Origin of the sequence: Methylomonas sp. LWB (assembly GCF_001856095.1) — a bacterium.
GTDB lineage: Bacteria > Pseudomonadota > Gammaproteobacteria > Methylococcales > Methylomonadaceae > Methylomonas > Methylomonas koyamae_A.
On the sequence record NZ_MKMC01000045.1, the window covers coordinates 240,046 to 252,999 of the forward strand.

A 12,954-nucleotide genomic window follows, 5' to 3' on the forward strand; every position below is an offset into this window, starting at 1 on the left:
TGGAAGTGGCTTTTCGATTAATCTCAAGTCTTTTTTAGAATGCGCTCAGCTACCATCTGCGAACTAAGACCTTTATATTCGATGTCGATATATCCGTCTCCTGATATTATTCCAAACTCAGATAAATCACCTGGGTTACCAAAGCTTAGAAAAAAAACTCGGTCACTATCTAATGTGGCTATCAATTGGCGTATATGCCGCCATTCCAGTCTGCACCAGCGTTTTTGAGGATATACAGGACACAGAAACAATACAATTAACTCTGATTCTGTTCGGTATAGATTCGGCAGGTAAACATCTAAATCTGGTCTAGCGAACTCAGCATCATGATAATCGTCATAGAGCACCCCGTCTTCGCCGAATTTTTCAGCCAAGATGTCGGCTACTTGTTTAACAAAAGTTCTATGTTCACCGGGAAAAGACAGGGCAATCGAAAAGCGGTGACTTTTGTTGAGAAAATTCATTGGTATTTTAGTAAAACTGGTTGGCGGGGTACTACGATAAGCCTAGATTTTAACTGATAATTTTCATTTAAATGCTGGGTATCGACTCTCTCAACCCAATCCACCGAAGCCATTCTCAATTTGCCGTCCGGTATGGCATTTCAACCGGACATTTTGGATAACTAAACGAACTACCGCAACGGGTCGTTCGCGTCAATTCGCCATTTCCAAAAGCCGTCATTCACTACTGGCGTAATGGTATCAGAATCGATGGCTAACTTTGGGTTGGAAAAGGCGGCCGCTTTGCGACCGGAATGCCTGGCGGTTTTGAAGTCGGAATCGCTGGGTGGTTTGACCGGAATATGCAAGAGTCCTATCGAAGCCTGAACGGCAACATACTTGCCGCTGTAAATGAAAATCCCCGTCCGTCCCGCTTTTTGCCTTGCGTTTATTGCTCGGAGCGTTGCGCGCAACTCTTTTAGTGTTGCGGGAATCACTATTTGCCTTGCCCGCAAGGCTTTTAGTGTTACGCACAAGGCTCGGAGCCTTGCGTATATTGCTCGGAGAATTGCGCGCAACTCTTTTAGCGTTGCGGGAATCACTATTTGCCTTGCGCGCAAGGCTATTAGTGTTACGCACAAGGCTCGGAGCCTTGCGTTTATTGCTCGGAGAATTGCGCGCAACTCTTTTAGTGTTGCGGGAATCACTATTTGCCTTGTGCGCAAGGCTTTTAGTGTTATGCGCAAGGCTTGGAGCCTTGCGTGTATTGCTCGAAGCGTTGCGAGAATCACTTTTAGTGTTGCGGGATAGACTTTTTGCGTTGCGATCGAGACTGGGAACCGCGTTAATTGCCGGATTTGCGTTGAAAGCGCTGCTCCGGCGGCCAGCCGGATATCCCATTAGCGGTCGCGGTGGGTTAGAGCGGTTTGCGGCGAGTCGCGGATACCCAGTTGATCTTTGGTTTGCCCCATAATCCATGCGCGAATCCTTTCGGCATGCTTGGCGCGAACGAATTCTTGATAAAGAAAGCGATCTTTATCCTGATCTGAAAGTTTGGCGACCTTTGCTTTGTAGTCAGGGCCGCTTTGCCCAGAGAAAAGCACCTGCTCACAAAAATCAGTGAACCCCGATTCAGGTTTTACTCTAGCATTGAACTCATCTTTAGGTGACCAACATCCCCATGTCGTGAAAGTAGACAGCAAGTACAATCATCAACCAATCGGCATCGCTCATCACCTTTTTAGTTTGTTCAGGAATAATCCAATCCAGATTTTTTAACATCTCATCAATCCGGGAATCTCCCTAGAAGTTCCGGGAATGACCCCGGCGACGTTTTAAGCATTTATTTTTCCGTCGGGAACGGTAAAAATGCCGGCTAGAGGACAACCAACGCCAAGACGCGCATCTGATTCGCGGCCGCGCGCACCCTCGGCCAGTCAGTCTCTTTCCCTTTCGGAGTGGCGAGCGCGTATGCGCCGAACCGGTGCAATTCATCGGCCGGGGCAGTTCGGTTCAGAATGTCTAGGACCGATCGATTAGGGACGTCGAGCTAAATTCCGATAGCCCTAACTGATCACTGATTTTAGAGCTGTAAGAAAACGGCGTGGTTTAATGGTAAGCGTCCTTTAAACAACGTCGTTGATTTTTTGAATAAAGCCGTACGAGCTTGATTAGACCGTTGGGTTGACGAGATGCCAAGGCAGCAGGGCTTCGAAGTCTTCGATGTTTTTTGCCAATGGCAATTGACGGAACAACGCGACAAGATAGATGCGCGGCTCGATGTCCACCTCATTATAAATGGGCACTATCTTCGCTTCTTTCGACCTATTGATATAGATGCTGTTAATAGACTGCTTACCAAACAGAGGCTAGAAATTTTGAATTTTAATTCAACGAGAATTTAGCGATCATATCTTGCTGGATGTTGCGGACTCGGGCATTGAACTGGTCGGAATTCAAATCAACGAATCTCAACGGATCGTTTTTACAAAGCACGAATTCGCGTATCGTGTCGCGATTCCAGCACTGATAATTATCATGCACGGCTCTTAATACCGACTTTAATTTATTCACCGCATACAGCATGTCATCTTCCCTATCCGCGAAAGAAAACGTCATTAACTCCGCGATGGCTGACCTGACTTGAGTAAACGCATTATTCGAGTCAAATTCGATACTTTGTTTCATTCGGTTTATCCCTCTAATCGTTAGAAATTTGAATTCGGTTCTATTAGAGAAAAATATCGCATCGGGCTCTTAACTCAAACTTAACGGCAAGCCATGCCTAGGTTGCTTGTTTTGCGGAAGACGGGCTTGAGGAGGGGCTTGATTCGCCATCCAACCAGTCGGGCTGTCTCGACATTCTGGCTACCCCGAACCTACCCCTGTCTGAACCGCTCGCATTCGGTCTGCTCGCACGGCTGTGCATTCACCGCCAAGAAGGCCGAATTCACTACGCCGGGCCGCCGGCCAAGCCGTTCGCGAAGCCCAATTTTTTAACGACTCGAGGACAGCTTTAGCAACGCGGGCTTGGAAGCCGCTGGCAAGCGGCTTGGAATCGGTTTAGTATTCAAGCAACGGTGACGATCGCGCCAATCGTTTCAACCACGACAGTCTGCTCTGCGCTGCAAACAGCAGCTGGACAAACCCGATTCGGAAGGTAGAAATGATCGCTCCCGACCTGATTTCCCAAACCGTATCAGGGTCGGACGGCCTTTCTACGATTCGCTCCGAACTATCCCGGTAAGATTCCGGCTCCGTTTTTTATGCATCAGACGTACGCCATTTGCCATTTTCACCATCAGTCAGTTTCTCAACCAATTTTAAAATGGACGTAATTCCCTTGGACGACCTGGACCGCATCGACCGGGCGGTCTGGAACGAACTGACCGGCGACGGCTACCCGTTTTTATGCCACGAGTTTCTGACGGCATTGGAACACAGCGGCTCGGTTAGCCCGCGCGGAGGCTGGCGGCCGCAGCATTTGTTGGCGCTGGAGAATGGCCGGCCGGTCGGCTTGTTGCCGCTGTATCGCAAATCGCATTCCTGGGGCGAATACGTATTCGACCAACAGTGGGCCGATGCCTATCGCCAACACGGGCTGGCCTATTATCCCAAATGGTTGACCGCGATTCCGTTCACGCCCTGTCAAGGGCCGCGTTGGGCCGTAGCGCCCGGTGTCGGAAACGAAACGGTGCTGACAAGCTGGATTGAATACCTGCAAGACCGAGCCGAACGGGAAGCGGTCTCGTCCTGGCATTGTTTGTTCCCGCGGCCCGACGAGGCCGACAGGTTGCGTGCGTTGGGCATGAGCATTCGAGAAGGTGTGCAATTTCAGTGGTTCAATCGCGAGTACCGCGATTTCGCCGACTTTCTCGATACGATGACCGCCGCCAAGCGCAAGATGGTCAAACGCGAGCGCCGTAAGGTAGAAGAGCAAGGCATCGTCATGCAACGCGTCGCCGGCGCCGACGTCACCGACGAGCAATGGCAAGCCTTTTACCGCTTCTACGCGGCGACCTACATCAAGCACCACTCGCAACCCTATTTGAATCTGGATTTCTTTCGAGAAATCGCGCTGACCATGCCGCAGCGAATATTGCTGATCCTGGCGATCAACGACGACCGCTATGTCGGCGCCGCGCTGAGCTTGATCGGCACCGATACCTTATACGGCCGTTATTGGGGTTGCGACGAAGAATTCAGCGGACTGCATTTCGAAGCCTGCTATTACCAGGGCATCGACTATTGCATCGCCAACGGCCTGAGCCGTTTCGATTCCGGCGCCCAGGGCGAACACAAGATTGCCAGAGGCTTCGAACCGATTACCACCTATTCCGCCCATTGGCTGCGCGATCCCGGCTTCGCGGACGCGGTGGAACGTTTTCTGGAACGGGAGAAGATCGGCATGCAGCGCTACAAACTCACCGCCCAAGGCTATCTGCCGTTCAAACACGCTGATCCGGATCGGCAGTAAACCTCCCCGCTGATCCAGCCTCGCTAGCCGAGCCATTGACCGCTTAGATTCGAATCGGCGATACTGCCTTTAACCGTGCAATTGTTATGGGAAATAGGTGCGCCGAGTGCGTTTTCCGATGGTTGCACTCGATTCGATATCAACAGAGGCATTCAAACTATGACAGATAAACTGATAGCCATCGCCGTGGACACCGATGGCCGCGTCGCTTCTCACGCGGGCAGAGCGTCGCGCTGGCTGGTCTACGTCGTCACCAAGGAGTCCCGCGCCGATCTGGCCTGGACGCTGGATTTGACCGACATCGGCAGTCTGCACGAATGGCATGTGCGTGGCGACGGCAATCGCCATCCCTTGCACACTGTCGATATCGCGATTGCCGGATCGGCCGGCGACGGCGTGATCCGCAATCTGGCGACCCGCTCTACCGAGTTGCTTACCACCGGCGAGACCTCGCCCGATCAAGCCTTGGCAGCCTATCTGGCCGGCACGCTGAGCGAAGGCCCGGCCCATGATGAACAACATTGCCTGAAAGATAACCATTGAGCCGGCGATTGCAAACCGCCCCGCTGGCCGCCAGCACGCCGCGACTTGCAAAGCCATCGCGGAAAAAACATGGCTTATTGCATTCGCGGGCCGGGTCCGCATCACTCGAATCCGCCCGGATTGCCGGCGGCCGCTGGGGCTGGCGTCGCTAGCCCGCGCCGGAATCGCTCTCCGTCAAACCTTGAATCGGTAGCCAACGCCCGATTCGGTTAACAGATGTTGCGGCTGAGTGGGATCGGCCTCCAGTTTTTGGCGCAATTGACTCATGTAGATCCGCAAGTAATGCGCGTTTTCTTGAGAGGACGGTCCCCAAACCTCTTTCAATATCTGCCGATGAGTCAGAACTTTACCGGCATGCTTGATCAATACCGCCAGCAAACGGTACTGAATAGGCGTCAGATGCACGTCCTCGTCCGCGACGCTAACCAGACGGTTTTGCAAATCCACCCGCAGGTTGCCGGCCGTAAACACTGCTTCTCCGGCACCTTCCGCGCCGCGATTAGCGTGTCTGAGCGCAACTCGAATCCTGGCCAACAACTCGCCGAAACCGAACGGTTTGGTCAGATAATCGTCGGCGCCGGCGTCCAACGCGTCGATCTTGTGTTGCTCGTTGCTGCGCGCCGACAACACGATGATAGGCACCGCCGACCAAGCCCGTAGCGCGCGAATCACGTCAACCCCGTCCATATCCGGCAGGCCCAAGTCCAAAATCAATAGATCCGGCTTGCGCACGCCAGCCTCGACCAGGCCTTGCTTGCCGGTCTCGGCCTCGAACACCGCGAAACCGTGCGTGGTCAAACCGGTGCGCAAAAACCGCCGTATCGACGGATCGTCCTCGACGACGATGATGACCGGCTCGATTTTAGCCATGCCGGCTTACGGTCGCTTCGACCATCATTCTTCTAACTCCAGGCTGGGCGGTGGTTGGTCCAGCGGCAGTATAAAGGTAAAAATCGCGCCGCCGCCAGACCGATTGCGGGCGAAAATCCGGCCGCCATGGACTTCGACGATGGCTCGACAAATCGCCAAACCCAAGCCGGCTCCGCTCTGGGCGGCTTCGTGGCGAACCTGGAAGAACTTTTCGAACAGCCGCTCTTCCTTGCCGGCCGGAATACCGGGCCCACGATCGGCGACGCTGAGCTCGACAGCCTGATCGCTGGTTTCCACGCGGATATCCAAATCGCTACCCACCGGCGTATAGCGCGCCGCGTTTTCCAGCAGATTGATCAACACTTGCTCGATCATCACCGCATCGGCGTAAACCATCGGAATACCGGCCGGCAGCGATACCCGCACCGGTCTGCCGGCCAGGCGTTTTTGCAGCACGGTCAATGCGGTGCCGACGATTTCCTCTAACGGATGCCATTGCCTGTTCAGTTCCAGCACGCCGGAATCCAGGCGGGCCATGTCCAGGATATTGTTAACCAAAGTCGACATCCGTTCGGCTTCGTCGACGATGGCCCGGCTTAATTCCAATTTATCCGACGGCTGCAACTGGCCGGCGTCTTCGGCCAATGTGGTCGCGGAGCCGATGATAGTCGCCAGCGGCGTGCGCAAATCGTGGGAAATCGCGCTCAGCAAGGAGTTGCGCAAACGTTCGGCCTCGACTTGCAACAGGGTCACGCGGGCCGTTTCCGCGAAGCGAATGCGGGCCACGGATTGGCCGATTTGGCGTAAAAAGGTTTCCAGCAACTTCTGCTGCTCCGGCAAAAACACCCGCCGCAGATTGACCGGCCGCATCGCCAGCACGCCGACGACTTTATCGTCGTTTTGAATCGGAAAATAAATCGCCTCGGCGCCGGCCAAGGTGTTGGTGCCCTGTCCGGCCATTTCGTTGTGATCGAAGACCCACTGCGCGATGCCCAGATCGGCGCCCGGCAGAGACTCCGCCAATGCGGCGCCGCGCGGATGCTCGATTCTATCCTCGGCGTTGGCAAACAAAATCGCGTTGCGGCTGCTGAATTCGGAATACAACTGGCGGACCGCGATTTTGACGACATCCGCTTCGTTCTGGGCGCCGGATAGTTCCTTGCTCATCGCGTATAAGGCCGCCGCCCGCCGTTCCCGGTGTGCCGCCACCTTAGCCTGCGAACGCACATTGACCATCAGATTGCTGATCACGATGCCGACCACCAGCATCGCCAGCAAAGTAATCAAATATTGGCTATCCGATACCGAAAAACTGTAAAACGGTTGAACGAACAAAATATCGAACACGCCGACACCCAGCACCGAAGCTAAAATCGATGGTCCCCGGCCGAAGCACGTGGCAACGAACACCACCCCCAATAGAAACACCATGACCAAGTTTGCCAGTTCGACGCTGCCGAACAATAAATAACCGACCGCGGTACTGAACGCCGTCACGCCGACCGCCCAGGCGTAACCCAGATAGCGCCGGCGCGTCTTGGCCGGGATGCGCTGCTTGAGTCCCGGCAGCGGGCTTTTTCTGAACAGCGACGGCTCCGCTTCCGGCGCATCCATCTCGCCGCGACGCGGACTACCCAACAAATAAATATTGATATTATGGGCTTGAGCGATCAACACATCGACGACCGACCCCAATAACCAGCGCCGCCAACCGCGCCGACTGGGCTTGCCCACGACGATTTTGTTGATATTGCGTTCCCGGGCAAAGCGGATGATCGCCTCGCTCATTGCCGGCGCGCTAAGCGTGACGGTTTCCGCGCCCAATTGCTCGGCTAGTCGCAAGATCCGTAACACCCCGTCGCGCTTGACCGCCGGCAGCCGGGCCAGCTCGGGCGTCTCGACATAAGCGACGATCCATTCGGCTCGCAACCCGGCCGCGAGGCGCTTGCCGGCCCGTACCAGCCGTTCGGCCAACGGATTGGGCCCTATGCACACCAGCAAGCGCTCGCCAACCTGCCAGACTTCACGGATCGCATTATCTTCTCGGTAATCCAGCATCTGCGCATCGACACGGCTCGCGGTCTGGCGGAGCGCCAGTTCGCGCAACGCAATCAAATTGCCTTTGCGGAAAAAATGCTGTATTGCCTGTTGCGCTTGTTGCGGCAGATAAATTTTGCCTTCCTTCAATCGGAGCAATAGCTCGTCCGGCGGTAAATCCACCAGTTCGACTTCATCGGCATCTTCGAATACCGTGTCCGGCACGGTTTCCCAAACCCGAATCCCGGAAATCTGACCGATGTCGTCGTTCAGGCTTTCCAGATGCTGCACGTTCAACGCGGTGTACACATCGATGCCGGCTTCCAGCAATTCATGAATGTCCTGCCAACGTTTCGGATGGCGGGAACCGGGCGCGTTGGTGTGGGCCAGTTCGTCGACCAAAATGATGGCCGGCCGCCGCTTCAGGGCCGCGTCGATATCGAATTCACGTAGAACCGTGCCCTTGTATGGTACCGGCCGGGTCGGCAAACGCTCCAAGCCGTCCAGCAAGGCCTCGGTTTCCTTCCGTCCGTGGGTTTCCACCAAGCCGACGATCACATCCAACTGCTCCGCGCGCCGCTCCCTGGCCGCCAACAGCATCGCGTAAGTCTTGCCAACTCCGGCCGCCGCGCCGAAGAATATCTTCAATCGGCCGCGCTTGGCCTTGGCCCGGTCGCGAGCAACGCGGGCCAGCAATTGGTCGGGATCCGGGCGTTCTGGATTCATTTGAAAATGTAGCGGATCTTGATTTGGGAGACAGCAATCAGTGTACGGACTAGCGGATAAAAATGCCGTAAAGATTCACGCCGCGCGCCGTTCACGACCCGCCACCCGCGCGATCCCCGCCGATATCGAACAAGTAGAGGGAGAAGCACCAACTAAATAGCGTTACCTCAACGCCCCCGGAGCAAAATCAAGCCCATCTTCACCTTATCGCGCAGCGTCTTTTGACTAAGACAGGTATGTAGGCATAACTTCTGGCAAACGATGGTTTCCTTCCTAATTTTACGGGCCACCGGACCGCGCCAGATCTGCTCGGCGCTCTGTTGCGTCAAATTTCCGATCACCGGGAAGTAGAAGCAGGTTTGGACATCGCCATTGGTCCGAATAAAAAAGTCGCGCATACCGACTCGGCAAGGCATGGCCTCGGGTGGCGCTTTTTCCTCGCGAAAATGTTTGACCATCTGGTCGATGACGGTTTCGCTATTCATGATCGGTTCTCCGGCGCGCTTGAGCTCGATCAGCGTGTTCTGCACCCGCGCGAGTTCCGGCCAGTCTGATTCTTCGATCCACAGTTCGTCGTAGGTTTCCGGGGTCCAGCGATCCAGAGGTTGCAAGTTCAGCGCGGTGGCGCCGACTTCTTTGACCCATTTCACCATTTCCGGCAACAAGCGGAAGTTTTTGGCATTCACCGTGGTTTTAATGACGATAGGAAAATTCAGCCCGGCCTTGTCGCGGGCATCGCGAACGTATCGAATACCGTTGACCAGCCTCTCGAATAGCGAGGGATAGCCGCGCAAGTAGTCGTGCAGTTCCGCACTCGGCGCGTCGCAGGAGATATTCAAATTGAACGGCTGGGTTTCCACCAGTCGGGCGGCGTTCTTCCGGTTCAGCGTCGATCCGTTAGTGGTTACTCCGCTATGAATCCCGTTTTTGCGGCAGAAATCCATCAAGTCCAGAAAGCCCGGCTTTAAAAAGGGTTCGCCGCCGCTGAAGTTGATGGAGTAGGTGCCGACGAACGCTCGAATACTCAACAACGCGGTTTGCCATTGCTCAATCGTCATTTCCGGCTTGTAGTCGGGCAAGCGCCAAAATTTGCAATAGCGACACTTCACGTTGCAGCGTTCGTTGATCAACGCGTAGAAGCTAACCGGCTTGGTCAAATCGGCGCCGCTCGAAAGGTACAAGGCCTCGGCCAAGTGGTTATAACCGTGTTTGATGGCCATATGGGCCAGCGAGGTCGTTTTCATCGTTCAAGCTCCAATTTGAACCGACCGGCAAATGGCACGAGCCGCCAGCGGGACCGAGAGATGCGTGTCGCCAAACGCGCGTCTAACGCCCTGACGGATTCACCACAGACTATAACTTGTTTAAGACAAACTCGCTATTTTCAGCCTACGTCCGGCGTATCTCGCCACCGCGATTAATGTCTAATTTTGTAGCCGCTCTTAAAGACCCACCAGACGAAGCTCAGACAAATCACCAGTAAACCGCAAATCATCCCGATACTGACCCCCACGTTGAGGTCGGCAACACCATAGAAACTCCAGCGAAAACCGCTGATCAAGTAGACCACGGGGTTGAACAAGGAAATCTTCTGCCACAGCGGCGGCAGCATGTTAATCGAGTAAAACGCGCCACCCAGAAAGGTCAACGGCGTGACGACCAACATCGGCACCACTTGCAATTTCTGAAAACTGTCGGCCCACAGACCGATGATAAAGCCGAACAAGCTAAAGGTAATCGCCGTCAGTAACAGAAATCCGACCATCCACAGCGGGTGAGCGATGTCGTAAGGCACGAAACAACGGGCCGTCGCCAAAATCAGCAAACCCAGCATCACCGATTTGGTCGCTGCCGCGCCGACGTAGCCGAGCAATACTTCGATCCAGGACACCGGCGCCGACAGCAATTCGTAAATCGTACCCGCCCATTTAGGCATGAAAATACCGAATGAAGCGTTGGAAATGCTCTCGTTCAGCAAATTCAGCATCACCAGACCCGGAATGATGAAGGCAGCGTAACTGACGCTGTCGATGTCGCCCATCCGCGACGCGATCGCCTTGCCGAACACGATGAAGTACAGCGACGTGGTGAGCACCGGCGCGGCGACGCTCTGGGCCAGTGTGCGAAACGTGCGCGCCATTTCAAAACGGTAAATCGCGCGAATGCCGTAAACGTTCATGCGCTAGCCTCCTTGGGCTGGTGAACCAGACTGACGAAGATATCTTCCAGCGAGCTTTCGCTGGAGCGCAGATCCCTGAATTCGATGCCGTGCTCGGCCAACGCGTTGAGCAGTTCGGCAATCCCGGTCTCCTCGGTCTGACTATCGAAGCTGTAAACCAAAGCCAGGCCGCTGTCGGCGATTTCCAGCGGCCAGTGACTCAAGCCGGCGGGAAGCTCGTCTATCGGCAAGCGTAGCGTTAACGTCAATTGTTTTTTGCCGAGCTTGCGCATCAACACGGCTTTATCCTCGACCACGATCAGTTCGCCCTTGCTGATAACACCAATGCGGTCGGCCATGTCTTCGGCCTCTTCGATGTAATGGGTGGTCAAAATGATGGTGGTGCCGCGCTCGCGCAATGCGCGCACCATGCGCCACATATCGTGCCTGAGCTCGACATCGACACCGGCGCTAGGCTCGTCCAGAAACAGAATCGACGGCTCGTGGGACAACGCCTTGGCGATCAGCACCCGCCGTTTCATGCCGCCGGATAAGGCCATGATTTTTTCGTTACGCTTATCCCACAACGACAGATCACGCAAGATCTTTTCTATGTAACCGGGGTCGGGCGGCTTGCCGAACAAGCCGCGACTGAAGGAGACCGTGGCCCACACCGACTCGAAGGCGTCGGTATGCAGTTCTTGCGGCACCAGGCCAATACTGGCCCGCGCCGCCCGATAATCGCGGGCGATATCGTGACCGTCGGCGACGACGCTGCCGGCCGAGGCTTTAACGATACCGCAAATGATGCCGATCAGCGTGGTTTTGCCGGCCCCGTTCGGACCGAGCAACGCGAATATTTCGCCGCGGCGGATATCCAGATCGACATTCTTTAAGGCTTGAAAACCCCCGGCATAGACTTTATTGACGCCGCGCACGGCCACGATAACGTTGGGGGACAGGGCTTCCGGCGGCGGGATGTTGGGCAAGGTCCGTGGCATGGATCGGTTCGATGGAAAGTGGTTGGGAAGGCAATCGACCAGTGATTCCGCTTCCGGGTTCCGGCAATTTAGCGAAGCGGCGGTCAACCGATCAGATCGAAGGAAGAGGTTGCAGCGAATTCAACACCTTAGGCTGCCTGACGATTCGCACCGCAACCGGCGCGTCTTGGGAAGAAAACAGACCGCAACTCATCGAGAGACAAGCGGAACGATGATGTTGGCCGTCGAGCGGCGCTCGACGGCCAACGTTACGAATCAGAGTTTTTTGTCGATCAAGACTTGGTCGTCGATAATCAGCTTGGAAACGCCGCCCAGCGACAAGTGCAAGGTGCAGGACGCGGTTTTAAAATTGGAGTCTTTCTCGCCGACCCATTCCATCGTCACGTAAGTAGCCTTATCCGTGGAGGTCTTGGACGGAAAGAACACTTGCGTGCCGGTTTTGTTCTCGATCAGTTTCGGGCATTTTTGGTTGGCCATTTCCTGCATCGCCACCAGGGCGCGGATTTGCGCCGCCGCCTCTTTTTCTTCGTTGGATTGATCCTTGCTGACGCCGACCAATATGAAGCCGACCACGAATACGCCTACCATAGCGATCATCAATTTCTGTGTCTCACCCATTGTAGCTCTCCTCTCTCTATTGTAATTATTTTCGGCGAATCCGAAGTATTGCCCTTCGGATTCTATGCTAAATGGCTGGCAGCGGCAATCGAAGTCGACCGCCGTTATTGCGGGTCGACCTGTTCTATCCAATTGCCCAGGTTATAGTAGTTGGTGATACGGGCGACCTTACCGTCGCGAATGTCGAAAAATGCGCCGGCCGGCAAGCGATAGGTCTGGCCGTTGGCTTCCGGCAGACCTTCGTCGGTGTTCAGGTATTCGCCCAAAACGACGAACTCGGCCGCGCCGCGGGTACCCGTTTCATTGGCCATCACCACCATGTCCACCAGTTGCTCTTTGTAGTGGTGATTCATTTTTTGCATGAACTGACCGAAGGCTTCCTTACCGGTTTCGCGATCGCCTTGGTTGATGTCGTGCACGACATCGTCGGTCAGCAGGCTCAGAAAGCGGTCCATGTCGCCATTGTTGAACGCTTGGTAGTAGTTCTGAATCAATTCGATCGCTTGCTTTTGCATGGCATTACCCGTCGGGAAAGGTGTTGAAAAGCCGGCGATTCTGCCAGAAAACCGCTTTTTTTTCAGC

General features: G+C 54.9%; 13 protein-coding genes. 2 read left to right on the plus strand and 11 right to left on the minus strand.

Translation table 11 applies throughout. From position 1 onward, the window contains the following. Positions 1-23: 23 nt before the first annotated feature. The 4 genes from BJL95_RS17325 to BJL95_RS17340 form a co-directional block, all read right to left on the minus strand. Complete coding sequence (locus tag BJL95_RS17325) at positions 24-464, minus strand: TIR domain-containing protein (RefSeq protein ID WP_071159709.1); 441 nt, start codon at positions 462-464, stop codon at positions 24-26. A gap of 878 nt (positions 465-1,342) precedes the next feature. Next, complete coding sequence (locus BJL95_RS17335; protein ID WP_139306303.1) at positions 1,343-1,645, minus strand: hypothetical protein; 303 nt, start codon at positions 1,643-1,645, stop codon at positions 1,343-1,345. A gap of 468 nt (positions 1,646-2,113) precedes the next feature. Beyond that, positions 2,114-2,248 (minus strand): transposase domain-containing protein, encoded by a 135-nt coding sequence (locus BJL95_RS24805; RefSeq protein ID WP_231883724.1) that lies wholly within the window; start codon positions 2,246-2,248, stop codon positions 2,114-2,116. A 79-nt stretch (positions 2,249-2,327) separates the two neighbouring features. Then, on the minus strand, positions 2,328-2,630 hold the full coding sequence (locus BJL95_RS17340; protein ID WP_064030776.1) for a hypothetical protein: 303 nt from the start codon (positions 2,628-2,630) through the stop codon (positions 2,328-2,330). A gap of 640 nt (positions 2,631-3,270) precedes the next feature. Between BJL95_RS17340 and BJL95_RS17345 the strand changes: the two genes are divergently transcribed. Together BJL95_RS17345 and BJL95_RS17350 are read left to right on the plus strand one after the other, a co-directional pair. Beyond that, positions 3,271-4,419 carry a GNAT family N-acetyltransferase gene (locus BJL95_RS17345; RefSeq protein ID WP_071159712.1) on the plus strand — a complete coding sequence of 383 codons (1,149 nt, stop codon included), beginning with the start codon at positions 3,271-3,273 and terminating at the stop codon, positions 4,417-4,419. A 159-nt stretch (positions 4,420-4,578) separates the two neighbouring features. Continuing rightward, positions 4,579-4,962, plus strand: coding sequence for a hypothetical protein (locus BJL95_RS17350; protein ID WP_064030778.1), 384 nt, complete (start codon positions 4,579-4,581; stop codon positions 4,960-4,962). 174 nt (positions 4,963-5,136) lie between these two features. Here the strand turns inward: BJL95_RS17350 and kdpE are convergent, their stop codons facing one another. From kdpE to BJL95_RS17390, 7 genes are all read right to left on the minus strand, one after another. Beyond that, positions 5,137-5,832 carry a two-component system response regulator KdpE gene (kdpE, locus tag BJL95_RS17355; RefSeq protein WP_071159714.1) on the minus strand — a complete coding sequence of 232 codons (696 nt, stop codon included), beginning with the start codon at positions 5,830-5,832 and terminating at the stop codon, positions 5,137-5,139. A 24-nt stretch (positions 5,833-5,856) separates the two neighbouring features. After that, complete coding sequence (locus BJL95_RS17360; protein ID WP_071159716.1) at positions 5,857-8,595, minus strand: sensor histidine kinase KdpD; 2,739 nt, start codon at positions 8,593-8,595, stop codon at positions 5,857-5,859. A 167-nt stretch (positions 8,596-8,762) separates the two neighbouring features. After that, complete coding sequence (locus BJL95_RS17365; RefSeq protein WP_071159718.1) at positions 8,763-9,839, minus strand: radical SAM protein; 1,077 nt, start codon at positions 9,837-9,839, stop codon at positions 8,763-8,765. Positions 9,840-10,012: 173 nt separating this feature from the next. Next, on the minus strand, positions 10,013-10,774 hold the full coding sequence (locus BJL95_RS17370; protein ID WP_064030782.1) for an ABC transporter permease: 762 nt from the start codon (positions 10,772-10,774) through the stop codon (positions 10,013-10,015). Continuing rightward, the gene (locus BJL95_RS17375; protein ID WP_071159720.1) at positions 10,771-11,754 is read right to left on the minus strand and encodes an ABC transporter ATP-binding protein; all 984 of its coding nucleotides are present in this window, start codon (positions 11,752-11,754) and stop codon (positions 10,771-10,773) included. Before BJL95_RS17375 ends, BJL95_RS17370 begins: the two co-directional genes overlap by 4 nt. A gap of 255 nt (positions 11,755-12,009) precedes the next feature. After that, positions 12,010-12,372: a hypothetical protein gene (locus BJL95_RS17385; protein WP_064030784.1), complete on the minus strand. Its 363-nt coding sequence runs from the start codon at positions 12,370-12,372 to the stop codon at positions 12,010-12,012. 104 nt (positions 12,373-12,476) lie between these two features. Further along, positions 12,477-12,887, minus strand: coding sequence for a ketosteroid isomerase-related protein (locus tag BJL95_RS17390; protein WP_064030785.1), 411 nt, complete (start codon positions 12,885-12,887; stop codon positions 12,477-12,479). Between the last annotated feature and the right edge of the window lie 67 nt (positions 12,888-12,954).